Below are 24,897 nucleotides of genomic sequence, written 5' to 3' on the forward strand. Positions count from 1 at the left end.
GGTGAAATAGTTGTTTTTGTAGACCTGGGTTGTAGCCCGAGGCGGGCTTATAGAACCATTCGACGATGGTAGTAACAACCCCCTACAAAACACCGAGGCATGTGCAAACCCCTTGTAAACCGGGGCTGGGACGCCAGCCCCGTTTCAGCGCCAACCCCCGAGGTAGCCAGCTTGCCGACGGACGCAACGACGCGCCGCACGGCCTTTGCGCACACACATCACCCGTTCAGCTAATGAGAAACTTTTTCTGATTGTTACAGAATATGCCAACAGTCTTTATCAAAAGCGCACCTATATGTGCGTAACCCAGGCGCCTAAAATCCGCCCTGCCAACAAGGCAATGTGATTAACCACGTTACAGCCCCCACGAAGGCCGTTAATCCAGCACCCTGCAATCAAGTTCCACACGCAGCCCCACAAAGGCTGCGTGACCCCACTCGACCTTAGAAAGGTAAATCTGAAATGAAAGCTTTATTGGTTCTGGCCCTCGGCAGTCTGTGCGCAACCGCCATGGCAGACGAGGTCCCGACTGATGTCGCCCGCCATTCGGTCCCGGTAGAGGAATACACTTACTCCACTGACCTGGATATCGCCAAAGTTATCTCCATGAGCGAAGTTCCCAATGTCTGCGAAGTTGTACCGGCGCGCATGGAATATGAAGACTCAAACGGAAAACGGCATATCTTGCGCTATAGCGTAATGGGCAACGGTTGCTCTAACGGCTGATTCGCGAAGTGGGTTTCAAGTCTTTCGGCAGACAGACCCAGGCCGGGCTTGGTTACTTGCCCAGGTAACCGGCACACAACCGTTACCCGGCGATAAAGCTGACCCGCACCTTCAAGCCGGCCTGCGCACCGTCATGCAGGCTGATTTGCGCCAGGTGCGCCCGGCAGATTTCACCGACAATAGCCAAGCCAAGCCCCGACCCGGCGACCTGTTGATTGCGTCGGTAAAAGCGCTCGAATACCCGGCCACGGTCCTCCAGCGGAATCCCCGGTCCGTCGTCCTCGACCTCAAGTATGGCCGGGGCGCTGACGCGCAAAATCACGTTGCCGCCCGACGGGGTATGGGCCAGGGCGTTATCCACCAGGTTGCTCAGCAACTCGTTCAACAGCGTCGGCTCGCCGCGCAGCCATACTGGTTCGTCAGCCTCCAGCGCCAGCGCGACACCCCGTGCATGGGCCAGCGGCGCCATGGCCATGCCCAGCTCGCGAGCCAACTGACTCAGGTCGAGCATCTGCGCCCCACCTTCGGCAATCGCCCGTGCCCCGTTCTCGACCCGCGCCAGCGACAACAACTGATTGGCCAGGTGAGTCAGGCGATCAGTGCCTTGGGCGGCATCCTCCAGCGTGCTGCGCCAGGTGTGCGGTTCGTTTGCCCGCAGCCCCAACTCAAGGCGTGCCTTGAGTGCCGCCAAAGGTGTGCGCAGTTCGTGGGCCGCATCGGCGATGAACTGCGCCTGGCGCTCGAACTGCACACGCAGGCGTTCGGTGAAATGGTTCAGGGCACGTACCAATGGCCACAACTCGCGCTGCACTTGCACCAGCGGCAGCGGCCGAAGGTCATCGGGCTGGCGTTCCTCCACCGCCGTGCGCAAGCGCTCCAACGGGCGCAACGCGGCACTGACGGCGAACCACACCAGCAACAACGCGCCGCCCGCCAGCATCCCCAGACGCAGCAACGTGTCGGCCATCAGGCTGCGCGCCATGCTGACCCGTGCCTCATCGGTTTCCGCCACGCGGATTTCCGCCATGCCGTTCATGTTCGGCTCGGTCACCGCCTTGAGCAGGCTTACCACGCGCACGTTCTGCCCCAGGTAGGTGGCGTTATAGAAGCGTGCCAGTGCCGGGTAGTCATCGGTTCGCGGCGTACCGGGCGGCGGTCCGGGCAGGTTCTCGTAGCCGGAAATCAGCTGCTGGTGAATGTCGTTCACCTGATAGTAAATCCGCCCAGCGCTGTCGTAGGCAAACGTGTCCAGCGCCACATAAGGCACATCGGCACTGAGGCTGCCGTCACGCTGGGAAAGCCCGGCAGCGATAGTGCGCGCCGAGGCGAGCAAGGTTCGGTCATAGGCCGTGTCGGCCGCTTCGCGACCATTCCAGTAAGCACTCAAGCCGCTGGCGATCATCAGCACCACCAGCAACAGCGCCAGGTTCCACAGCAACCCCCAGCGCAGGCTCCTGGGCTTATGCATCGCGGCTTTCCAACAGGTAACCCAAGCCCCTGAAGGTCACGATGGCCACCGAGTGGCCGTCGAGTTTTTTACGCAATCGGTGGACATAGATTTCGATGGCATCGGGGCTGGCCTCTTCATCCAGACCGAATACCTGGGCGGCCAGTTGCTCCTTACTCATCACCCGGCCGGGACGGGCAATCAAAGCCTCGAGCACGGCCTGCTCGCGCGAGGTCAGGGTCAGCAACTCATTGCCCAGGGTGAATCGCCGCGTGTCCAGGTCATACACCAGCACGCCGCAACGTTGCTGGCGTTCGCCCCCCAGGACGCTGCGGCGCAACAGCGCCTTGACCCGCGCTTCCAGCTCGGTCAGCTCGAACGGTTTGGCCAGGTAATCGTCGGCCCCCAGGTTGAGCCCGTGGACACGATCCTTGACGTCGCTGCGAGCAGTCAGCATCAGCACCGGCAGGTTCTTGCCCCGGCTGCGCAACCGCGCCAGCACTTCAAAACCGTCCATGCGCGGCAGGCCGACATCGAGGATCGCCACCGCATAGTCTTCGCTGCTCAAGGCCAGGTCCGCAGCCACCCCGTCGTGCAGCACATCCACCGTCAACCCCGTGCTCTTGAGCGCCTGGGCGACACTTTCGGCCAACTGCAGATGGTCTTCGACGAGAAGAACACGCATGAATCCTTACCTCATTCCGGGGATGGTCGACACCACTCTTTGGCGCGGAGTTTACAGCCGCATCCGCCGCTGTGAAGCCCGAAAACCGTGAAAGTCTTCTGAAAGGTTAGCGAAAGGTTCGCCCGTTAGAGTCCAGCCACGGACAGTTTCGACTGCCGTATTTTTGAGAGTAGTGAACGAAAAACGCCTCGATGCGTTTTCGCCCCAATAAGAACAATAAATGGAGTGTTTCACGATGCTGTCTACACAGCCTCAGGCTTCTACGCCTGCTCGCTTCTCCCGCCTTGGTACCACCGCCCTGGCCAGTGCCGCCGCCGTCGCCGGCTTTTCGCCTGTCAGTCAGGCTGCCTTCTTCGAAGACAGCAGCGCGACCCTGGAAACCCGCAACATGTACTTCAACCGCGACTTTCGCAGCGGAACCAGCGCCCAGCAATCCAAACGTGACGAGTGGGCCCAGGGCTTCATGCTCAATCTCGAGTCGGGCTACACCGATGGCGCCGTGGGGTTTGGTGTCGATGCGCTGGGCATGCTCGGGATCAAGCTCGATTCCAGCCCCGACCGCACCGGTACCGGTTTGCTGCCGGTCCACGATGACGGGCGTGCCGCTGACGAGTACTCGAAACTCGGCCTGACCGGCAAAATGAAAATCTCCGCCACCGAACTGAAGATCGGCAGCCTGATTCCGGAACTGCCGATCCTCAAGGCCAACGACGGGCGCATCCTGCCGCAGACCTTCGAAGGCGGCATGCTCAGTTCCAAGGAGTTCAAGCGCCTGACCTTCACCGGCGGGCGTCTGGAAAAAGCCAAGGACCGCGACAGCACCGACTTCGAGGACATTGCCCTCAACAACAAGAACAGCCGCTTCGCCGGCACCGTACCGGGCACGCATTTCGACTTCGGTGGCGTTGACTACAAGCTCACCGACAAGATCACCGGCAGCTACCACTTCGCGCAACTGGGCGAAGTCTACAACCAGCACTTCCTCGGCCTGGTCGCCTCACAAGCGTTCGGACCGGGCACGTTCGGCACCGACCTGCGGCTGGCCATCAGCGATGACTCGGGACAGGCACGCGGCGGTGAAATCGACAACAACTCCCTCAACGGCCTGGTGAGTTATGCCTTGAGCGGGCATAAAATCAGCGCCGGCTACCAGTACATGTCTGGCGACAGCGCGTTCCCCTACGTCGACGGTTCCGACCCCTACCTGGTCAACTTCGTACAGATCAACGACTTTGCCGGTGCCGAAGAACGCTCCTGGCAAGCCCGTTACGACTACGACTTCGCCAGCCTGGGGGTTCCCGGCCTGAGCTTCATGAGCCGCTACATCAGCGGTGACAACATCAAGCTCAACAACGGTGACACCGGCCAGGAATGGGAACGCAACACCGAGATCAAGTACGTGGTGCAAAGTGGCGCCCTGAAGGACGTTGCCGTGCGCCTGCGCAATGCCACCTATCGCTCGAACTACTCCGCCCGCGACGCTGATGAAGTACGGGTGCTGGTGAGCTATAGCGTTGCCCTTTGGTAATGGATTCAACCCACAACAGCTCCAACACAACAACAACTCCTGTGGAGACAATCGATGAACTTCTCACTGCGTAACGTTGCACTCACCGCCAGTTGCCTGCTGTTCGCCGGCCCGCTGCTCGCCACCGAATCGGGCGAACCCAAGCGTCCCGAATGCATCGCCCCGGCGTCTCCGGGCGGTGGTTTTGACCTGACGTGCAAACTGGCGCAAAGCGCGCTGGTGAACGAGAAACTGCTGACCAAGCCGATGCGCGTGACCTACATGCCCGGCGGTGTCGGCGCAGTGGCCTACAACGCGGTGGTCGCCCAGCGTCCGGCCGACGCCGGTACTCTGGTGGCCTGGTCCAGCGGTTCGTTGCTGAACCTGGCTCAAGGCAAGTTCGGCCGTTTCGATGAAAGCGCCGTGCGCTGGTTGGCAGCGGTGGGTACCAGCTACGGGGCCATCGCGGTGAAAAGCGACTCGCCTTACAAAACCCTCGACGATCTGGTTCAGGCCCTGAAGAAAGATCCGAGCAAAGTGGTGATCGGCTCCGGCGGCACCGTCGGCAGCCAGGACTGGATGCAAACCGCCTTGATCGCCAAGGCCGCCGGGATCAACCCGCGTGACCTGCGCTACGTGGCACTCGAAGGCGGCGGCGAAATCGCCACCGCCCTGCTCGGTGGCCACATCCAGGTCGGCAGTACCGACATCTCCGACTCCATGCCACACATCCAGAGCGGTGACATGCGCCTGCTGGCCGTGTTTGCCAACGAGCGTCTCGACGAGCCGGAAATGAAGGACATCCCGACCGCCAAGGAGCAAGGCTACGACATCGTCTGGCCGGTGGTTCGCGGCTTCTACCTGGGGCCAAAAGTCAGCGATGCCGAATACGCCTGGTGGAAAGACGCCTTCGACAAACTGCTGGCCTCCGAAGACTTCGCCAAGCTGCGTGACCAGCGTGAACTGTTCCCGTTCGCCATGACCGGGCCGGAGTTGGACACCTATGTGAAGAAACAGGTCGCCGACTACAAGATGCTGGCCAAAGAGTTCGGCCTGATTCAGTAATCGCCTCTCTGTCTCGTGGCCATGCCCTTGCGCTATCCGGGGTGTGGCCCAGGAGTTTGTCATGCTCTTACAACGTATTTTTGCCTCCACGCTGTTGGTGGCCTGCATCGGCCTGGCCATGATGGCCTGGCCGTACCAGGCAGCGTTCTCCTATGAACCCGTCGGCCCAAGAGCCTTCCCATTATTGTTGCTGGCCCTGATGGGCATCGCCCTGCTGTACATGGCGTTTCGCCCGACCCCGATCATCCACAGCGAAGACGAACCGCCGCTGGATCGCGAAACCCTGACCAAGATCGGCATCTGCATCGCCCTGCTGGTGGTGTTCGCCGGCACCTTCGAACCCTTGGGATTCATTGTGTCCAGCATCCTGATCGGCGTACCGATGGCCCGTCTCTATGGCGGCCGCTGGCTACCGAGCCTGGTAATCATCGGTTTGATGAGCCTTGGCCTGTACCTGCTGTTCGACCGCGTGATGGACGTACCTCTGCCATTGGGCCTGCTCGACGTTCTGGAGAACTGATATGGATACCCTTAGCTACCTTGGCCAGGGCTTCGGCGTCGCACTGACGCCGTACAACCTGGTCACCGCATTGAGCGGCACCCTGATCGGCACCGTAGTCGGCCTGTTGCCAGGCCTGGGTCCGATCAACGGCGTGGCGCTGTTGATCCCGATCGCCTTTGCCCTCGGCCTGCCACCGGAATCGGCCCTGATCCTGTTGGCCGCGGTGTACCTGGGCTGTGAGTACGGCGGGCGGATAAGTTCGATCCTGCTGAACATTCCGGGTGAAGCCTCCACCGTCATGACTACCCTCGACGGCTACCCCATGGCCCGCAAAGGTATGGCCGGGGTGGCGCTGTCATTGTCGGCATGGAGTTCGTTCATCGGCGCTTTCATCGCCATCTGCGGCATGGTGCTGTTCGCCCCGCTGCTGGCAAAATGGGCGATTGCCTTCGGACCCGCGGAGTACTTCGTACTGATGGTATTCGCGATTGTCTGCCTGGGCGGCATGGCTGGTGATCGACCGCTGAAAACCTTCATCTCTGCCCTGATCGGTTTGTTCCTGGCCTGTGTCGGCATCGATGCCAACAGCGGTGTCTATCGTTTCACCGGTGACAACATTCACCTCACCGACGGTATTCAGTTCGTGGTGCTGGTGCTGGGCCTGTTCTCCATCAGCGAAATCCTGTTGCTGCTGGAAAAGACCCACCATGGCCAGGAAGCCGTGAAGGCCACCGGCCGGATGATGTTCAACGCCAAGGAAGCGGCCTCGGTGTTCGTGGTCAACCTTCGTTGCGGTGTGCTGGGTTTCATCATGGGCGTACTGCCGGGTGCCGGCGCAACGCTGGCCAGTGCCGTGGCCTATATGACCGAGAAACGCATTGCCGGTGCCGACGGCAAGTTCGGCCAGGGCGACAAGCGTGGTCTGGCCGCCCCGGAAACGGCCATCGGTGCCGCGGCCTGTGGTGCGATGGTGCCGATGCTGACGCTCGGTGTACCAGGGTCGGGCACCACGGCCGTGATGATCGGTGCGCTGTCGCTGTACAACATCACCCCGGGCCCGTTGTTGTTCCAGCAGCAACCCGACATCGTCTGGGGCCTGATCGCCTCGTTGTTTGTCGCCAACTTCATGCTGGTGATCCTCAACATCCCGATGATCCGTATCTTCACCCGTATCCTGGCCGTGCCGAACTGGGCGCTGGTGCCGGTGATCGCGATCATCACTGCGATCGGCGTCTATGCCGTACACGCCACCACCTTCGACCTGTTCCTGATGATCGGTATCGGCATCTTCGGTTACATCCTGCGCAAGCTCGACTTCCCGTTGTCGCCGATCCTGCTGGGCTTCATCCTCGGCGGCTTGATGGAACAGAACCTGCGTCGTGCGCTGTCGATTTCCAACGGTGCGCTGGAGATCCTCTGGTCGAGCCCGATTACCTTCGGGTGCTGGATCCTGACCGCGATCATGTTGCTGGTGCCGCTGCTGCGCATCTGGCGTAAACGTTCGGTGGCAAGGCGCGCCATCGCCGATGTCTGACCGGTCTTTCAACACCTGGTGGGGAACCCCGCTGGTCGGTCTGCTGGGCGGTTACCTCGCCAGCCAGATCGGCTGGCCACTGCCCTGGATGGTCGGCTCGTTACTGGCGGTCATCCTGGTGCGCTGCCTGACCCCCTGGCAATTGACGGAGATCCCTGGCGGGCGCAAATGCGGCCAGTGGATCGTCGGCATCGGCATTGGCCTGCACTTCACCCCGGTGGTGATGGAGCAGGTCATGAGCCACTTTGGCCTGATCTTTTTTGGCGCCCTGGTCACCAGCCTGTCGGCAGTGGTCGGGGTCTGGTTGCTGCGGCGTACCGGTGAAGATCGCGCCACCGCGTTCTTCTCCAGCATGCCGGGCGGTTCCGGTGAAATGGTCAATCTCGGCGCGCGCAACGGCGCCGTGCTCAGTCGCGTGGCGGCAGGGCAAAGTCTTCGCGTGCTGGTGGTGGTGCTCTGCGTACCCGCCGCCTTCAAGTACTTGCTGGGCGAAGGGGTGCCGTTAACGCACCCGGCCACCGTCGACTGGCGCTGGCTGGCGATCTTGTTCCCGGCGGGCGCCCTGCTCGCCTGGGTCTGGCAGCGCTTGCGCCAGCCCAACCCGTGGCTGTTCGGCCCGTTGCTGGTGAGTGCGGTGGTCAGCATCAGCGGGAACTTGCACATCGGCCTGCCCGAGGGCGGTAGCCAGATCGGCCAATGGTTGATTGGCAGCGGCCTGGGCTGTCACTTCAACCGGCAGTTCTTTCGCCGCGCGCCGTCATTCATGGGTCGAACCCTGATCGGCACGGCACTGACCATGTTGATCGCGACATTGGCAGCGTTGGGCCTGAGCGCCCTGACGCAGCTGGACCTGCGCTCGCTGACCCTGGGCATGATGCCCGGTGGCATCGCGGAAATGAGCCTGACCGCCGAAACCTTGCAACTGTCGGTGCCATTGGTGACGGCGATGCAGGTGATGCGGCTGTTGTTCGTGCTGTTTCTGGCGGAACCATTGTTCAGGCATTGGGACCGGCAGCCGAATTCGGCCTGATTTGATCGTTCCCACGCTCCCGCGTGGGAATGCAGCCCGTGACGCTCCGCGTCACATTCCGAAGCGGACGCAGAGCGTCCATTGAGGCGTTACCACGTAGAGCGTGGGAACGATCACTAGACCGTTATACGACCGGCGGCAACCGCCACTCGATCGGTGTTTCACCATTCTGCTCAAGAAACTTGTTGGCGCGGCTGAAGTGCCCGCAACCGAGAAAGCCGCGATAGGCGGACAGCGGTGACGGGTGCACCGAGGTCAGGACCAGGTGCTTGGTGGCGTCGATCAGTTTCTGTTTGCTCTGGGCATGCGCGCCCCACAGCAAAAACACCAGATGCGGTTGATGCTCGCTGGCCAGTTCGATGATCCGGTCGGTGAAATGCTGCCAGCCCTTGCCCGCATGGGCGTTGGCAGTGGCGCGCTCCACGGTCATGGTGGTATTGAGCATCAGCACCCCCTGGTCGGCCCAGCTTTGCAGGCAACCGTGGCTTGGGATGTCGATGTTCAGGTCGCGCTTGAGCTCTTTATAGATGTTCAACAGCGAAGGCGGTGTCGGGATGCCTGGCTGCACCGAGAAGCACAGGCCATGGGCCTGGCCCGGGCCGTGATACGGGTCTTGTCCCAGGATGACCACTTTGACCTTGTCCAGCGGCGTGGAGTTGAGGGCATTGAAGATCATCGGCCCTGGCGGATAGATCTCTTTGCCGGCAGCGTTTTCCTGCCGCAGAAACTCGCGCAACTCTGCCATGTAGGGCTGGTCGAACTCGGCACGCAGCGCGTCCTTCCAGCCCGGTTCGAGTTTGATACGGTCGTCAGCAGTCATGGTTACATCCACAGTTTCAATCGGGCGAACCCTAGGAAAACCAACCGCGCTTGTCAATTGATCTGACACGGATCCAGCACTTTCCCACGCAACGATCATACTGAATCTTCAAATCAGTCATCGAGGTCAAAATGAACCTGCACTTCGAAGAACTCACCGGCACGGACGGCGCGCGCATCGGCATTGCCAGCCTGGATGCCGAACACACCCTCAATGCCCTCTCGTTGCCGATGATCAGGGCCTTGAGCGACCAACTGGATGCCTGGGCAAAAGAACCGCAGATCGTTTGCGTGCTGCTGCGCGGCAACGGGGCCAAGGCGTTTTGCGCCGGAGGGGAAGTGCGCGGCCTGGTGGAGGCCTGTCGCGCCCACCCTGGCGAGGTGCCGCCGCTGGCCGCACAATTCTTCGCGGCGGAGTACCGACTGGACTTTCACCTGCACACCTATCCGAAACCGCTGATCTGCTGGGGCCATGGCTACGTGCTCGGCGGCGGCCTGGGCTTGCTGCAAGGTGCCAGCATCCGCATCGTCACCCCCAGCAGCCGCCTGGCCATGCCCGAGATCAGTATCGGCCTGTATCCGGACGTCGGCGCCAGTTGGTTCCTGTCGCGCCTGCCCGGCAAGCTCGGGCTGTTTCTCGGCCTGACCGGCGCTCACATCAACGGCCGCGATGCCATTGACCTGGACCTGGCCGACCGCTTCCTGCTGGACGAACAACAGGAAGCGCTGATCGAAGGCCTGCTGCAGCTCAACTGGCAGGAGCAGACGCCGATGCAGCTCAACAGCCTGCTCAAGGCCTTGCAGCGAGAAGCGCTCGGGCGCATGCCCGAAGCGCAATGGCTGCCGCGACGCCAGCAGATCGATGAGTGGCTCGACGTCAGCGACGTCCGCTGCGCCTGGCGGGCGATCAGCCTGTTGCGCGATCACTGCGACGTGCTGCTGGCCCGTGCGGCGAAGCAGCTGCACGAAGGCTGCCCGCTGACCGCTCATCTGGTCTGGGAGCAAATTCGCCGCGCCCGGCACTTGTCATTGGCCGAAGTCTTTCAGATGGAATACACCCTGAGCCTCAATTGCTGCCGGCACCCGGAATTCAGCGAGGGCGTTCGAGCACGGCTGATTGACAAGGACCAGAAGCCGCACTGGCATTGGCCGGACATCAACGCGATACCCGATGCCGTGATCGCGGCGCATTTCCACAAGGTGTGGGAAGGTCGACATCCGCTGGCGGATCTGTCGGATGTTTGAAGTACCCGGGATAGACAAGCAGCGCTGAATGCGCCGCTTGTTCGTTGCAAGGCTCAGCGGTTGCGCCCGCCTCTGTCACCACGACCATCATGGTCGCCATGCCTGCCGTGTTCACGCCCGCCCTGCCCGCCATCGTTATCCCATTGGCGATGACGCGGGCTGCCGTACTGGTTGCTCCATCCCTGTTGGTGATGGTCGTCCCAGCCACGGTTCGGGTAAGACCGATAAACCGCTCGCGGCGCCTGGTAATAGCGAGGCGATGACTGATAGTAACGGGGAGCCGCCTGGTAGTAACGAGGGGCGGCCTGGTAGTAGCGCACTGACGGGTAGTACCGCGTGGATGGGGAGTAATAGCTGCGTGGATAGGTGTAATAACTACGCGGATAAGCGTAATTCGGTCCACCCGCATAGTAAGCCGGTACCGGCGAAGAATAGACCTCTGAGCTGTAGTAGCTGGAACCTCCATCGTAGTAAGGGACGCACGCAACAAGACTCAAACTCATCGAAGCAATCAGAAGCAGTCGGCGATACATGGCGGCCTCCTGGACCGCGAAAACGCCCTGCCAGCGACGCTGGCCGGCGACAGTCAATTGAGTTGACTGACGCAATATCAGACATCGAAATCGGAATCTGGTGCGCCGCCGCAATACGCTGATACATGTCATCCGTCGACTCATTCGCCCCATCCCGGCGCAGCCTGCTGGCACATCGAGCCCGCACAACACTGGCAATCAACAGCGGCGGCGATTGGGCGCAAATACCCGCGTTTCCTTTCCACAGTGACGCTAGAATGCGCTGACTGAATCCCTGCCAAGCGAACAGTCGAGCCGCTACACTCTACAACCCGATGACACCCAAACCCCCATCATGGGATGTACCGGGCCAAGCACCCCGTACCCACTCGAACCGGCCCACAGATACCCACTCCATTGATGAATAAACCTGACTTTTGCCCGGCCTGTGGCGCCCGCAACGACTGTAGCCTGGCTGACCCACGAACCGCCGACCGGGCCTGCTGGTGCTACGGCGTGACGATCGACCCGGCAGTGCTGCTGGCCCTACCCGCCGGACTGCGCGACCAATCGTGCCTGTGCCCGCGCTGTGCCCGGGTCGAGGCGCAGTTGCAGGCAGCCAGCGCGTCTATCGAGTAAGATGCGCGCCCTTTTCCGATCTGCCGACCGTCATGCGCGTTGACCGTTTTCTCAGCAACCTGCCCCGCTTCAACCGTAAACAGGTGCGCCTGCTACTGGTGGAACGACGGATCAAGGTCGACGGGCAGGTGGTCAGCGACCCGCATTTCGAAGTGCGCGAGTTCAGCTGCGTCGAGTGCGACGGCGAGGTGCTGCAAGTCGGCAAACCACCGCGCTACTTCATGCTGCACAAACCCCAGGGCTGCGTCAGCGCCACCCGCGACCCCGAGCACCCGACCGTCCTCGACCTGATCCATGAACCCGACAAGGACGACCTGCACATCGCCGGACGCCTGGACTTCAACACCACCGGGCTGATGCTGATCACCAACGATGGCAGTTGGTCACGTCGCCTGACCCAGCCGCAGACCAAACTGCCGAAGCTCTACTACGTCGAAACCGAGCAACCGATCACCCCCGACTATGCACAGACCTTCGCCCAAGGCCTGTACTTTGCCTACGAAGACCTGACCACCCAGCCCGCCGAGTTGGTGGTGCTGGCGTCCCGCTGCGCGCGATTGAGCATCGTTGAAGGCCGTTATCATCAGGTGAAACGGATGTTTGGCCACTTCGACAACAAGGTGTTGCGCTTGCATCGTGAGCAGATGGGCCCGTTGGTCTTGGACAGCCGGTTAAAACCGGGCGAATACCGCCCACTGACGGCCGCCGAAATCGCCTTGATCTGATCACGGGACCGCCGGGCAAAATTTGTCGAACAATTCACAAACGGCACTTGCGCGATAGCGCTCTCCCTGCTTGAATCAAACCGTCGGCCGAATTGTGACCGACAAGTCACCTATAACGTCTAAGAAACCTTTTGTCGGCAGAGAGCCTCAAGGCTCCACCCCCCCCGACAGACTGCCCGCCTATAACAACACCCGTCGACCAGGCCTCACCGGATCGACATGGGCCCTCAATCTCAGGCGTATGCCTACCTGTCATATATCCCGTGCACACTCAGTTGCGCGCATATACACGCTTGCCAGGAGTCCCAGGACATGAGGCCAGAAATCGCTGTGCTGGATATACAAGGTCAGTATCGGGTTTACACGGAGTTCTATCGCGCAGACGCCGCAGAGAAGACCATTATCTTGGTCAACGGCTCAATGGCCACCACTGCATCGTTTGCACAGACCGTGAAAAACCTGTACCCGCAGTTCAACGTGGTGCTGTACGACCAACCCTACGCGGGCAAGTCCAAAGCCCACAACCGACACGAGAAGATGCTCACCAAGGAAGTCGAAGGGCAGATTCTGCTGGAGCTCATCGACCACTTCGCCGCCGAGCATGTGCTGTCGTTTTCGTGGGGCGGTGCCGCCACGCTGCTCGCCCTGGCGCAACGCCCGCGGCGGATCGAAAAAGCCGTGGTCAGTTCGTTCTCGCCGGTGATCAACGAACCGATGCGCGACTACCTTGAACGGGGAGTCGATTACCTCGGCAACCTGGAGCGCGATCGTGTCGGGCACCTGGTCAATGACACCATCGGCAAACACCTGCCATCCCTGTTCAAGCGCTTCAACCATCGCCACGTCAGCAGCCTGGCCGAACACGAATACGGGCAGATGCACTTCCACATCAGCCAAGTCCTCAACAGCGACCGGCTGTGCTACCTCAAGGCGGCCAAGCAAATCGATGTTCCGGTGCTGTTCATGAACGGCGAATGGGACGAGTACACCGCCGCCAGCGATGCCCAGTTGTTCGCCAACCATGTGCAATACAGTACGTTCAGTACTCTCCAGGCCACCGGGCACTTTCTCGACATGGAGCACAAAGCTGCCTGCCGAGACAGCCGCCAGGCACTGCTGGGCTTCCTGAAACCGGCGCACCACGAAGGCCGAACGCGTTCCAACTTCATTCAGGACCACCATGCATTGGCCATTTGAAACAACGTCCTCGCGAGCAACCTCGCCCCACAGGTAATCTCATTACCTGCAGGATCGAGGCTTGCTCGCGACAGACCGCAACACAGTTTCAAAACCTGCCCCTCACCTCCATCGCCTGCGCCAAACCGGTCGCCGACGACGTCTTGCCGTGCCGGTAGAAACCGCGTAACCGCAGATATTGCAAAGAAAAACTTCAGTTTTCCTGCCACATCTGGTACAAAGTCAACCGCTCTGAGCGGGTGTCGTATAATGGCATTACTCCAGCTTCCCAAGCTGATAACGAGGGTTCGATTCCCTTCACCCGCTCCACTACTTTCAAGGCCTCCAGCGATGCGGAGGTAGCGTCAGGTGAGACTGGTGACAGTTTCAGTGACAGTTACTCAGAATTCGCGTGTCACGCTTCTGGCCAGCCCCGCCCTACCCCGTTCCACGTTTTATGTTGACCCATGGGAAAAAGGTAATTTTGGTAATTGGATCTACACAATCCTCCAGAAGCCTTTAAAATCAATGGGTTAGCTCATATTGTTAAAGGTAATAATAGGGTAATTTTTTAGTAATCAGATTACCTTTTGATAGGGTTAGATCCTTACCTTACAAAACCCTTTAAAATCAGCCACTTACAAAATTATTACCTTTTCAATTACCCTAAATTACCTTCTCCGGTAATCACTCAAAGCCACGCAGCACAAGGGCTCCAGCCCATTCCCGCACCCTCATTACCGAAATTACCTTTTTGCCACGCCCTCCCCGAAAGTGCGGCTTACCCAGCTATGCTGCATTCATTTTTAGGGGGAAGAAATGAGCACCGAAGACGATCCTTCCATCACGAACGAAAAGCTGGTCAAGGTACTTAGCAATGCGGTGGCTTACGTCGCAAATGAGATGGTTGTGCTGGGTCAATATGAAAGAATCCAGCAAGGACGATTCACGAAGCTATGGCCTGCGGGCGGTGACAGTGAGCATTTTGAAAAACGCATTCATCGCGTCGTAGAGCATTTGGGTGGCCCTCCTGCATTGTACTTATTGCTAAATGGCGAAAGTCCCCCACCTGCCGATGATTACCCGGCGAGCTCGATGCGTGAGGTGTTCGATGTATTCCAGCGCGCTCGCAAATCAGTGATTCGAGCTCATTTGTTCATGACCGGCTCAACAATGCTGGTCGAGCAGCCTGATTTAATGCACTGGCCCAAGAATCCGGGCTCCGCAGAAATGTTTAAAACGCATGCGCAATCAGCTTTCTGGGAGCACGCAGAAGCCGCGTACATCCGCCTCTCTTCGTTTTGGGATCGAATCGGGCAGGTACTAGACTTCACCTTCTTCAACATTCGAAAATTCGACCATAACGGCTTCAACGCTGTCATGGATCGAATCCATGCGAATGTCAGACCTATGAACGATCATCTATGCAATAGCGGCAGCTGGAAGCGCCTGCGCGCCTTCCAGACTTCTAAACAAGACGATGGTCTGCCGTTTCTTCTCCAGCGGCGTAACCTTCTTGTACACAGTCTTCACCTGCATCCGCACAAGACGGATGACGATGAAATGTTCAAGTCTCAATTCAATCACCTGGATGAAGCCCACCGCAAAAAACTGCAGCCACGTGAGCCAGCAGCTGAAGCCGCGCTCTTGGTTGACCAGCTAAATAGGGCATCGGCGCTCTTTGACGATTTCTTGGTTTTGATTGAGTTTGCCCCGTCTCGAAAGTCGAGCCACAGGTAAAACCTTTGAAAAGCATCAGTATCCCTGAAACGCCTGCCAGCAAAGGGTTGCAGGCGTTTTCACCATCCCAATACCCGAGCCGTAAAACGCGCAAGAGAGATCACTTCGAAATCATAAAACACGCCAAAACCCACGTTTTGAAAGTTTTCGCCCAATGAAACCGGGCACTCCATCGATAACGCCTCCGTGACCGCCCAGGGCACTGCTGTGCAACCGCACTGCAATCCCCTTCAAAACTTTGCACTCTGTGAAATGGCCGATCGCCTGCAGAGCCCCACGGCCCGTCGGGGCTGCAGCTTCGTTTGCACTACATCGGGAATTGCACAAAAAACGGACGCAAAGCCCGTCGGCGGGAGGGGGATAAGTGCTTTTCCAGATGGTTTTTTAATAGAGACGCTATTTTTCGCCTCTGACACGAATGGGGGGGGGGGGGTCGGAAGTATCGCTGTGCTGTGCATAGAGGGGGGCCCCCTGCGTTCCTATTAAGATAGGTTCGTGTAAGTGCGTGTGGATTCGTGTGGATTCGTGTTGATTCATGTTGTGTCGGCCGGCACGGTTGAGCCAGAATGCGCCCACGAGCGATGGACCGCCTTTGGTATCCAGTGAGGGTCAAAAGCCTTCAACCAGTGCCGGTACGCTTCGCGTAACCAATGTGAGCTTTGAGCTTCAAATAGGCAGGAGAGACTGGGTGCTGAGCGATGTAGATAGCAGGCTTTCGGTTGTCATTTTTGAACTGATCAAAAAGGCAACGAACCAGCAAGTCGTCAAAGACTTTCTCAAGGAAAAGGGCGTCGCTACGTCTGGGAACTGGGACGAGTTGTACGAGAAACGTATCTTGCCGGCCCTGAGGCAAAACATTTTCACTGTTACCGATCTGCGCGCGCTTTTGCAGACCGTTGAAGAGTATGGTCGTCAACACACGTTTTTATTCCAATGCGCACCTGACCGGGCGCAAGGACTGATCAACCCAGCACGGGTGCGTGCAATCGCGCAAGAGGAAAACCTCGAAGCTCTCTTGGATACTCCACTGGATATTGACTTCCCAGATGCCCCCGTAATAGTTGATATACGAGTCTTTCATCCAGACCCTAATTTAATTCCAGTAAGTCTAACGATTAAAATCATCGAAAAACGCATAACAAAAGTTTTCGACTCAGAATCTATCGACCACGCCGCGGGCACCATTACAAAAAAATACAACTTCACTGAAAAGCGCGCAGTAAATATTGCGACGTTGAATCATGAAGGACTGCTAGAGCTTCGTATTGCCTCACAAGACAACTCAACCAAGTACACGAACTTGGTAAGAGATATGTTGCTTAGAATACGTAAATTCATCCCTATCGATGGATTCGGAACAACGTCTCTTGGCGCGGCAAAGGACAAAATATTAAAAGATAGAGTTGCACTAGCCCAAGAGTTCCGTTATAGCAACTCCACAGCCGTTAATGATCTTGGCGCTGTGTTGCAAATTTCATCATCGTCCCAAGACGACAACCTTTCGTCTGATAATGGCTCGATGGCGGCGATTGACAGCTTCTTGGCGGGCGACGGCCATGTGACGGGAGCGAACGTTTACGCTAAGATACCGGGTACGGACCCGCAGCGTGAAATTCACTTGTTGTTGGGTGGTGACATTAACGAGTTCGCAGTCCCAGGTGCATGCTCCGCAGGAGACTATTCTTATGTACGCGGAAAAGTTATCTCCCTTAATACGTAGTTTTCCGCAGGATGCGGAAGCCCTGCGTAGAATGGAGAAATTTCTGTGCGACTTCGAAGATCGGAGAGCTGATGACTTGCCGAGAATGCGACTTAATCCGTCACGTATGTTCGATATCTTACAGGCTGGTAGTAGCTCTCGCCTGTCGAGGATAATTGCTATCCTGATTGATGGACAAGTTTTCCGTCGTCAGGTATTGGTGCGATTCCCTTCTGGATCCGGCCTAACGTTTGCGTCATATTCAGAGCTTCCCCCTGTCGTTCGAGATCCTGTTCAGGACATTGAGGTTCACGTGACAGAAGACAATATCGAACCGTCTTATATTTTGGTGACCAATGAGGCCAGTTGAAGTATTTGAACGATTCAATTTGACTTGGAACGACACGCTGCCGCACGCTAGGATCAGGCAAATTCAATTGATGAAAGAGCAACTTCCAAAGGAACACTGGGAGTTGGTCGATAGTATGCTCGATGCAAAGCTATCAGGTATTCAAGACAACCCTCAAGCTACTGTTGTGTTCCTGATCCATGGAATACAAACAGATGGTGCTTGGCATAATCTAGTAGAAAAAGAGCTAAGTGCGTTGCCGCACACTAACGTAGAAGGGCTTGGCTATGATTTCGTTTCCGGGCTCCAACTGGCATCCCCGGTCCGCAATACTCCTATACAGAAAATAGCTCAATCTATTCGCGAGGCTAAATCCTTAGAGCCTAATGCACAGTTCATGGTTATCGCGCACAGCTTTGGCAGCTATATTTTAAGTCGCATCCTAGCTACTTCTACCGACATTCGCTTCAGAAGAATCATACTCTGCGGCTGTATCGTCCCAACTTCCTATCCATGGGGCCTATATACCAAGGAGATGGACAAGCGCTCTATAATTAACGATGTGGGAACACGCGACTTCTACCCGGTACTCGCAACGTTTTCCAGCTTTGGTTACGGGAGTTCGGGCAGAAAAGGCTTTCAGGCCCCACACGTTAAAGATAGATACTTTGATTATGGCCACAGTGATTTTTTTGAACCGCAAAATAATCACATTGCACAATATTGGAAACCATTTATCGCCAACGGCGATATAGTGGAATCCGACTGGGACCAGAAAAAGCCAAAGCTGACCAATACAATCAACATGCTGACTCACCCATGGATTGGACGGTCAATTTTTTATGCCGCAATTATTGGCGCCTTAGCCGCTTATTACGTTTGGTAAATCCTTCGCTTTTATAGAGTTACAGATTGCACACGCATCGCAACAAAAAGCCCGCTGATGCGGGCTATTTTTGGCTCTGTGTTAGACATTGATCCCCAGCCGCTGCATCCGTTTCCGCATCGCGGCCGCCACCTCATTCAGTTCTGCATCCGTGATTGCCCTGGAGAAAATGGCAACCGCAGAAATATCAACCTCGCCACCAAAGACAGCTGTACCACTACCAATATGAAACACAGAGTCGGCAAGCGCGCGGGCCCGAAGATCGGTACCTTGGACCATGGTGTTCCTGGTGAGGTTTTGGACCTTGGTCGCCATCGCTGAACTGGTTCGCAAAACGCGCAGCCCCCAGTCGGTTGGAACCTCCCCGGCACCCACACTAGTTACCGCCGACGTCGCCCCCCCAGTGTCGTTAGCACGGGCCGCACCACCAGTGACTGTTGCAGGCTGTACGTGATACAGCGAAGTACCGTAGGCGGTGCCTGCCACCCCCGCCGTCACCGAGGCCCCGCGATAGTTGCCGACGTAGAATGGCGTCGTTGCGTCGCCCGTCGTGGATGCTCCGGCCGGAATTGGCGCTGCAGCTTTACCCACCACGATCAGCGTTTGCCCGTCGGTTTCGCGGATAGCAGTCCTCAAGTAGTCGGCCAGACCTTTGAATCGACCGTGCGTTGGGTACGCTACCGGCGAGCCCACAATGACCGCATCCGGTTTGTCCTTTGCCCGGTTGAAGAAGAAGCGCTTGGCGTCAGTGTCAAAGGTGAACCAGGCCTCCAGCCCTTGCTCAACTGGAACGTTGATCTTGGTGTGCCACGGGCCGATCTGGTTGGATTTGAGTTTGATACCCATTGAGTAATGTCCTTGTGTGAATCGGTCAGATGATGTCCAGGGCCGCTGCTGCCACGAATGGCGCCATTGCCTGATACAGAGCGTGTCGAGAGGCGCCGATCGGGTGAACAGCGTCACCCCAGTCGCCAACGTTGAACCCGTCGTTAGCGGCGTCCGCTGTCGAGTAGGAGTAGGCAGCCTCGGGATTGGTCATTGCCCACAGCGGCGCAATGATGGTGTCGGGGTCCGCACGATCAGCAGCGCATCGCTGCATGGCGCGGATCAATGGCGCATAGCGGTTCTTCCACAGCTCGTTGCGCACATCGTTGAAGGCAGTTCCTGGAAGCGTGCGAATGATCTTTGCGGCCGGCCAGGCCTTGCGGATCTGGTCGTTGATGATCCGGTCGTTGGCATAGACGTGATCGTAGATTGTCGCGTCCGTGCGGTCCCGGACGTCGTTGGTCCCCAGAGCCTGGATCACCACGTCGGGAGCGTCGAAGCCGAATCGGGCCTGGTAGAACGCGGCGTCGAACACATAACCATTGCGCACGATGTCGGCTGAGTCGCCTGCAGTGGCGGCGCGCAGGAACGGGTTGATCGGCCAGCGCTCTTGTTTGCCCAACTCTCGATAGGCTTGTTCTCCCCCGGGCGCGATGATCTGCACGCGATCGGTAATCGCGAAAGTGAAGTCGCCGGTTTCCCAGCCCTCCCGGCATTCACCCCACTCACCGTCCTCGACGGTATTGGCCGTGGATACGGCCGATCCGCCGATAGTGCCGATGAACGTTGCCTCGATGCCCATGGCTGCCAGATTCTGTTTTAGCAGGGTGCCGCCTTGACGGTTGCCGATACTGTCGCCGATGAACAGGATCTTTACCGGTACGGCCGGCGTTTGAGTCGGGACGTTCTTCAACGTCAGCGCCATGAAGCGCCGCTGGTTGGCAATGCCTGTCGCGCGCAGGTTCAAGACGGCAGCAGGCCCATAGGTCAAAGCGTTCACGGCCAGAGGTTTGCCGGTTGCCGCCATTGCGGTGGTGGTGCTCGATACCGTGGCGACGACATCCTGCCCCCGTTCGCGATGAGTGAGCAGGCACTGGGGATAGATGTAAGCGTCCTGGTGCTCCGCCGTCGCAATGACCGGGGCAAAGAGCAGACCGTCATCAAACGGCGACTGTGGCTCGACTTCGCTTTCAAGCGGCGGAACCGCGCAAAGATCCTGCAGAATGGCGTCCTCTGCATCCACGACCAGGATTCCCGGGCAAAACGTCGGCTCGATCTCCAGACCGCCGAGCATGATTCGGCTGCTATCGGCATACAGAATCAGCTCGCCTTCCGCGCCCTCAATCGTGGTGACGCCATCTTTGGAAGCGATCGAAAAGGCCGGCGTTTGAAAGAGGTCATCGGTGATGCTGACCATCTGGGCGTCTTCATCATCGAAGACCTCCAGGTGCGTGTTCGGAGTACTCGAAGTCTTGACCAGGCGCCGTACGGCCTCGATCGCATCTGCGGTCGGGTAGCGGCGCAGCTCGACAGCAACGCCCGCTTGGTTCTGGTAGGTAATCAGATAGGCACCATCGACCGGGCTCAGTACCTGGAACGTTTCGCCGTTAGAAGTGTTCAGCAGCCCCTCTTCCACGCTATCGGCAGCATTGGCCTCCTGCAGGGCAATGTCTCGTGCCGCTTCCGCCCGATCGGCTGCCTGTTTTACTGCGGCCACGCCTTCGTCCAGGTCATTGAGCTGGACCTGAATACGGTAGTCCCGCACGCCTTGGACTACGCGCAGGTCATACAGACCGTTGGGCGCGGCGAATTGGATCTTGCCGGCGTCATCCGCCTTGAACGGATTGCTCAGGGAAACGCCATTGGCCTTGTACAACCCCTGGACGAGTGATTCCGTACCGCGCTGGTACACATAGCAAGTGGCCCCGGGCAGCGCGTTGCCCTGGTCGTCCTGGGCGAAATAGTTCTTGAGTTCCAAATTAGGCTCCGGTGATGGGCGTCAATTGCCCAGAAAGTTGTGCGCCGGTACCGGCGTGACCGGCGAAGCTCGCCGCGTTGGTTGGGACTGGGCTGGATCCGTGCTGATGGCTGGCGATATCGGTACTCATCTGGATGACCACGTCGATCAGATCGCACAGCACCTGCAGCACGTTCACCGACTCAGATCCGAGCCAGGTCGTGGGTGCAATGCTGCGGCGGGCGCCTTCGATACGCTCCTGCAGCTGGCCACCCACTGTCAGGTTCAGCTTCTGGCCCACCACCTGGTTGAGGTCGCGACCACTGGCCAGATGCAGATCATCCAAAGCGGCCAGGCTTGCGGCACCGCCAGACAACAGCTTGAGCGCGCCGATCGCCTCGATCGCCTTGATGCCTCCAACTGACTCGGTTGAATGGTCGTCCACCGTCACCGTGCTGCTCTGGTGGCGCTCGACGTTGCTCAGGCTCTCCACCTCGCGATCGATCGACTTGTCCAGGATCCGGCCATCGGTCTGGCGCAACCAGTTGCCGTCGGCATCGACGCGCTGCTGGGCGGCGTCGCTGTGCTGCCATACCTGGTCACCCTTCGGCACCTTGGGCAGGCTTAGGCCGTGCGGCAGGATGGCTTGGATAAACGGCTTGCTCGGCAGGCCGTAGGCGAAGGACACGACCACGCGGGTGCCTTCTTCGGGAAAGGCGAAAAACCCCATCTCGTCGCCGCCCATCGGCATTGGCAGCGGCACACCGGCCAACACTGGCAGCGCCGGATCCGGCTCGTCGTCCTCGCCCAGCAGCTCGATGTCCACCGCAAAGCGCGGACGGAAGTCGTCGCAGATTCCGGCGCCGGTCGGGGCGTCCGCCACACCGACCACCCGGGCGAAGCGCGGCAGGTGATAACCGCCGGTGAGTTCGGGGAATTGCCGCTCTACGCTGCGGCGGATTGCGTCTTCCATCGGATCGCCATTTGGTTGCCGGTGAGCGTCACCTGAGTGATCCGCTCGCCTTGGTTGATGGATGCACCTGGTCGCAACCCGGGAAGGGCCGCAATCATCGCGCTCTGGTTGTTTTGGTAGCCGTCGAATAACGCAACGGGCAGCTGCAGCGGCGATCGGGAGCCAAAGAAACTGTCGGCCCAACTACCCACGAACACTTCGCCGTCGCCTTGCTGTTGCCACATGAAGTCAGGGATGCCGAACACCCGGGCCAGGCTGTCCATGGCCTGGTAGCCGGCGGCCAGGTTGTAAAAGAACGGGGCTTTGACCTTGGCGTAGGCCTTGTCAGGTACGCGGAAGCTCAACCCGGTTTTCTGGTTGATGTCGGCCAGCACGGTGCTCAGGTCGGCATGCCGCAGGTTGATCGGCAACGGGTTGGCCAGGATCGCTGCCAGCTCGCGGCAGAACAGCACCTGCTCGATCGCGTTGGACGAGGTGCAGCGCTCGACGTAGCCGATGAAGTGGCGCTGCAGCGGGCTGTCGTTGTAGCCAATATCCAGTGTCACCAGCCCTTTCACCGGCGTCGATGCCTGAATGGTCAGCGTGGCGCGGCCTGGGGTGCGTAGTTCAAGGCGGACGTCATCGTTGACTAGGGGGTACACGACTCCGCCGATGGTCAGGACCTTGTGCAATTTCATGCTCATGCCCCACCGCCCAGGTAGTTATCCAGCTTTTTCAGGGTGGCTTCGAAACCGGTGAGCTCCTGACCAGGTGCGTCTGCTCCACCGGCGCCTGCACCTGGTGCAGTCACGGACTGGCCCGGGGCGCCTTGCTGTGTCACTGCTTTACCGGCACGGCGCGACTCCACCCGCTCAGGGTTGGAAAGCTTTTCCGCCAGTGTGAATTGCACAAGCCAGGCTCTCACCGAGTCGTCTTCACGGGCGCTGACGCCATCGGTGAACTGCACCTGGCGAACGCCAAACGCAGCCGCGGTGTCGTTGACCACTCGATAGGTTTTCAGCTCGCCACCGGTGCCCGTCGATTCGGCCAGGCTCATGAGGTTGCGCAGATGCCCCGCATCGACGAAGGGGATCAACAAGGTGACGGCCAGTGTCTTGGGCTTGAATCCCTTATGTGCCGAATCGGTGTTGCTGGTCTGCCCCGACAGGTCGTCACTTTCGATTCGCAGGTTGGCGGTGACCTTGAGGTTTTTGCCGCGCACCTCTTCGCCATCGAGCAATAAGGTCATAGGCCCACCAATTCCCGGACGAATGACAACCCCTTCAGGGAGCCGACCAGGAGCACGCCGGCGGACAGTCCCCACTCGTGACCAGGGGCTTCGCCCTGCAGCAGCTGGTGACGCAACTCGGCGGCATTCCCGGGACCAATCAGCCGCGCGCGCATGCTGTCGTCGGCGGTACCGCCGGCGAATTGCGACTTGAGGTCGGCGAGTTTCTGCGCCTGTGCCTGGGCTTGGCTGGCTTTGCGGGCAGCCAGCTTCGCTAGGTCAGCCATCGGCGAACTGTCCGCATAGCTTTCCAGTGACGACAGTTGACCGTTCAGGGCTTGCGTGGCGGCCTTGGTCACGGTGCAACGTTCCAGCGGCAACGCACCCCAGCGCGGCAGTGTGCCGGCGGTGGGCAATTCCCACTTTTCCGCGTCCAAGGCGAACAGGTTTTTCGCTCGGCGTTCGGCGCGCTGCAGGTCCGACATGGGCAACACGGCATTGAATCGGGCCAAGGTCGCCGCGAACTTGTCGTAGCGCGTGCCCAGGAACATCACGGCCAAGGCATATTGCGAACCGGCCGGACGGCTGTCGTCGCCGGTGTCCACGAGCTTTTCGCCCAGCTGCTGCAGCAGGTTGGGAGCTGACAGGTAACGCTGGTAACCACGGCCCTGCCCTACCCCGCTTTGAAACGGCGTCACCACCAGGCAGGCCGGCACTTCGCCCAGCGTATCGGCCAGCCCCGCACGGCCAGCGGCCACGGCGCCTTCTGCTGCAGCACCGACCGGACCAGGGGAAGTGGTGGCCAAGTCGGCCAGACCTGCCAGACGTTGCCCGGTGCTGGCCAGCTCGCTGCTGGCCAGAGTCTTCGCCGCCTCGAGGTCGTCGAGCCACTGGGTGGACTGCTCCGGCCAGCGCAAAGTGATGGGAACCCAGGTCATACCGGTGCCGACTCCCACGCCACGGCGTTGATCGCGTCCAGGTCCGAAGTCGATCGCGCCGCTGCCAGGGTTTGCTTGAGGTCGTTGGCTTTGCGCAGGCGCTGCAGCTTGAACTCAGTGAACTCGTCGCCGATCTCACGCAGCTGCTCGCTGGTGTGCTCCAGGAAGGCTTTAGTGCCGGACTCATCGCGGCAGGCATAGGCGCCACCCAAGCCGCGCAGGATCATGCCGGTCAGGTTCAACTGATCTTCCAGCTCGGTGTCGTAGAAAAAGCGATCGCCCAGCACCGACGACCAGAACCCGCGGGTAATCTCCTGCAAACACGCGGTGTTGACCATGGCCATCTGGGCCACGTAACGCAGTTCGATCACGGCCGGGATGTCATCAATCCAGTGACCGTTGCCCCAGATCTGCCCCGGGCTTGGCTTCTCCAAGGTGTAACCCGCCGGCAGAGAACCGGCGCGCTCGATCACCAGCGGTTCGCGGGTGACGATGTTGTACGCCGTCAGCCCCTGATAGGAGTCGACCAGCTGCCAGCGCCGACCATCCCAGAACGCTGCCTTCTTTTCCGGTACCGCCGGCGGCGACACTTCCACGCAACCACCCGGGATCAACCAGACATCGGGTTCCAGCGGCGAGCGATCGGCCATAGCGGTTCCGGTGAAGATGCCCAGGTGATCGGTTTGGTAGACGATTTTCGTGTCCATGGGA

Annotated in this window: 24 protein-coding genes and 1 tRNA gene; 14 read left to right on the top strand and 11 right to left on the bottom strand. The window is 59.1% G+C overall.

Annotation, left to right across the window (positions count from 1 at the left end; translation table 11 throughout):
- Window positions 1-462: 462 nt before the first annotated feature.
- Window positions 463-726 (top strand): DUF2790 domain-containing protein, encoded by a 264-nt coding sequence (locus CKW07_RS21565; protein WP_095146950.1) that lies wholly within the window; start codon window positions 463-465, stop codon window positions 724-726.
- 82 nt (window positions 727-808) lie between these two features.
- On the opposite strand, the gene CKW07_RS21570 is transcribed toward CKW07_RS21565, so the two are convergent.
- Window positions 809-2,194, bottom strand: coding sequence for a sensor histidine kinase (locus tag CKW07_RS21570; protein ID WP_095146951.1), 1,386 nt, complete (start codon window positions 2,192-2,194; stop codon window positions 809-811).
- Window positions 2,187-2,858: a response regulator gene (locus tag CKW07_RS21575; RefSeq protein WP_095146952.1), complete on the bottom strand. Its 672-nt coding sequence runs from the start codon at window positions 2,856-2,858 to the stop codon at window positions 2,187-2,189. The genes CKW07_RS21570 and CKW07_RS21575 overlap by 8 nt, the downstream gene beginning before the upstream one ends.
- Window positions 2,859-3,093: 235 nt before the next feature.
- Between CKW07_RS21575 and CKW07_RS21580 the strand changes: the two genes are divergently transcribed.
- The 5 genes from CKW07_RS21580 to CKW07_RS21600 all read left to right on the top strand — a co-directional run bounded on the left by CKW07_RS21580 (window position 3,094) and on the right by CKW07_RS21600 (window position 8,496).
- A complete protein-coding gene (locus CKW07_RS21580) occupies window positions 3,094-4,386 on the top strand; it encodes an OprD family porin (protein WP_095146953.1) in 1,293 nt (430 codons plus the stop codon).
- Between the two features lie 54 nt (window positions 4,387-4,440).
- Window positions 4,441-5,430, top strand: a complete 990-nt coding sequence (locus CKW07_RS21585; RefSeq protein WP_095146954.1) for a tripartite tricarboxylate transporter substrate binding protein — start codon at window positions 4,441-4,443, stop codon at window positions 5,428-5,430.
- A gap of 61 nt (window positions 5,431-5,491) precedes the next feature.
- A complete protein-coding gene (locus CKW07_RS21590) occupies window positions 5,492-5,950 on the top strand; it encodes a tripartite tricarboxylate transporter TctB family protein (protein ID WP_095146955.1) in 459 nt (152 codons plus the stop codon).
- A 1-nt stretch (window position 5,951) separates the two neighbouring features.
- The gene (locus tag CKW07_RS21595) at window positions 5,952-7,466 is read left to right on the top strand and encodes a tripartite tricarboxylate transporter permease (RefSeq protein ID WP_095146956.1); all 1,515 of its coding nucleotides are present in this window, start codon (window positions 5,952-5,954) and stop codon (window positions 7,464-7,466) included.
- Entirely contained in the window at window positions 7,459-8,496 is a 1,038-nt protein-coding gene (locus tag CKW07_RS21600; protein WP_095146957.1) for an AbrB family transcriptional regulator, read from the top strand. Before CKW07_RS21595 ends, CKW07_RS21600 begins: the two co-directional genes overlap by 8 nt.
- A 124-nt stretch (window positions 8,497-8,620) precedes the next feature.
- Here CKW07_RS21600 and ung read toward each other — a convergent pair whose 3' ends face one another.
- On the bottom strand, window positions 8,621-9,316 hold the full coding sequence (gene ung, locus CKW07_RS21605) for a uracil-DNA glycosylase (RefSeq protein WP_095146958.1): 696 nt from the start codon (window positions 9,314-9,316) through the stop codon (window positions 8,621-8,623).
- Between the two features lie 131 nt (window positions 9,317-9,447).
- Here ung and CKW07_RS21610 point away from each other — a divergent pair, with 131 nt between their 5' ends.
- Window positions 9,448-10,560, top strand: coding sequence for an enoyl-CoA hydratase/isomerase family protein (locus CKW07_RS21610; protein WP_095146959.1), 1,113 nt, complete (start codon window positions 9,448-9,450; stop codon window positions 10,558-10,560).
- A gap of 53 nt (window positions 10,561-10,613) precedes the next feature.
- On the opposite strand, the gene CKW07_RS21615 is transcribed toward CKW07_RS21610, so the two are convergent.
- Window positions 10,614-11,093, bottom strand: coding sequence for a hypothetical protein (locus CKW07_RS21615; protein ID WP_095146960.1), 480 nt, complete (start codon window positions 11,091-11,093; stop codon window positions 10,614-10,616).
- A 399-nt stretch (window positions 11,094-11,492) separates the two neighbouring features.
- Here CKW07_RS21615 and CKW07_RS21620 point away from each other — a divergent pair, with 399 nt between their 5' ends.
- From CKW07_RS21620 to CKW07_RS25790, 7 genes are all read left to right on the top strand, one after another.
- The gene (locus CKW07_RS21620) at window positions 11,493-11,711 is read left to right on the top strand and encodes a cysteine-rich CWC family protein (protein WP_095146961.1); all 219 of its coding nucleotides are present in this window, start codon (window positions 11,493-11,495) and stop codon (window positions 11,709-11,711) included.
- A 32-nt stretch (window positions 11,712-11,743) separates the two neighbouring features.
- Entirely contained in the window at window positions 11,744-12,436 is a 693-nt protein-coding gene (locus CKW07_RS21625) for a pseudouridine synthase (protein ID WP_095146962.1), read from the top strand.
- 312 nt (window positions 12,437-12,748) lie between these two features.
- Window positions 12,749-13,633, top strand: coding sequence for an alpha/beta fold hydrolase (locus tag CKW07_RS21630; RefSeq protein WP_095146963.1), 885 nt, complete (start codon window positions 12,749-12,751; stop codon window positions 13,631-13,633).
- A 235-nt stretch (window positions 13,634-13,868) separates the two neighbouring features.
- A tRNA-Gly gene (locus CKW07_RS21635) sits at window positions 13,869-13,942 on the top strand.
- Window positions 13,943-14,431: 489 nt separating this feature from the next.
- Complete coding sequence (locus CKW07_RS21640) at window positions 14,432-15,352, top strand: hypothetical protein (RefSeq protein ID WP_095146964.1); 921 nt, start codon at window positions 14,432-14,434, stop codon at window positions 15,350-15,352.
- 688 nt (window positions 15,353-16,040) lie between these two features.
- Window positions 16,041-17,072 (top strand): hypothetical protein, encoded by a 1,032-nt coding sequence (locus CKW07_RS21645; RefSeq protein WP_095146965.1) that lies wholly within the window; start codon window positions 16,041-16,043, stop codon window positions 17,070-17,072.
- 419 nt (window positions 17,073-17,491) lie between these two features.
- The gene (locus CKW07_RS25790; protein ID WP_256577098.1) at window positions 17,492-18,286 is read left to right on the top strand and encodes a hypothetical protein; all 795 of its coding nucleotides are present in this window, start codon (window positions 17,492-17,494) and stop codon (window positions 18,284-18,286) included.
- 81 nt (window positions 18,287-18,367) lie between these two features.
- On the opposite strand, the gene CKW07_RS21660 is transcribed toward CKW07_RS25790, so the two are convergent.
- The 7 genes from CKW07_RS21660 to CKW07_RS21690 are packed head-to-tail and all read right to left on the bottom strand — an operon-like array spanning window position 18,368 to window position 24,893.
- Complete coding sequence (locus tag CKW07_RS21660) at window positions 18,368-19,132, bottom strand: hypothetical protein (RefSeq protein WP_095146967.1); 765 nt, start codon at window positions 19,130-19,132, stop codon at window positions 18,368-18,370.
- Window positions 19,133-19,157: 25 nt separating this feature from the next.
- The gene (locus tag CKW07_RS21665; RefSeq protein WP_095146968.1) at window positions 19,158-21,089 is read right to left on the bottom strand and encodes an SGNH/GDSL hydrolase family protein; all 1,932 of its coding nucleotides are present in this window, start codon (window positions 21,087-21,089) and stop codon (window positions 19,158-19,160) included.
- 1 nt (window position 21,090) lies between these two features.
- Window positions 21,091-22,041, bottom strand: coding sequence for a hypothetical protein (locus CKW07_RS21670; RefSeq protein ID WP_095146969.1), 951 nt, complete (start codon window positions 22,039-22,041; stop codon window positions 21,091-21,093).
- Window positions 22,014-22,724, bottom strand: a complete 711-nt coding sequence (locus CKW07_RS21675; protein ID WP_095146970.1) for a hypothetical protein — start codon at window positions 22,722-22,724, stop codon at window positions 22,014-22,016. The genes CKW07_RS21670 and CKW07_RS21675 overlap by 28 nt, the downstream gene beginning before the upstream one ends.
- Window positions 22,721-23,269 carry a DNA-binding protein gene (locus CKW07_RS21680; RefSeq protein WP_095146971.1) on the bottom strand — a complete coding sequence of 183 codons (549 nt, stop codon included), beginning with the start codon at window positions 23,267-23,269 and terminating at the stop codon, window positions 22,721-22,723. The genes CKW07_RS21675 and CKW07_RS21680 overlap by 4 nt, the downstream gene beginning before the upstream one ends.
- Window positions 23,266-24,186 (bottom strand): hypothetical protein, encoded by a 921-nt coding sequence (locus CKW07_RS21685; protein WP_095146972.1) that lies wholly within the window; start codon window positions 24,184-24,186, stop codon window positions 23,266-23,268. The genes CKW07_RS21680 and CKW07_RS21685 overlap by 4 nt, the downstream gene beginning before the upstream one ends.
- Window positions 24,183-24,893, bottom strand: coding sequence for a phage tail protein (locus tag CKW07_RS21690; protein ID WP_095146973.1), 711 nt, complete (start codon window positions 24,891-24,893; stop codon window positions 24,183-24,185). The genes CKW07_RS21685 and CKW07_RS21690 overlap by 4 nt, the downstream gene beginning before the upstream one ends.
- Between the last annotated feature and the right edge of the window lie 4 nt (window positions 24,894-24,897).

It is taken from the genome of Pseudomonas sp. Irchel s3b6 (genome assembly GCF_900187415.1).
Taxonomy (GTDB): Bacteria; Pseudomonadota; Gammaproteobacteria; order Pseudomonadales; family Pseudomonadaceae; genus Aquipseudomonas.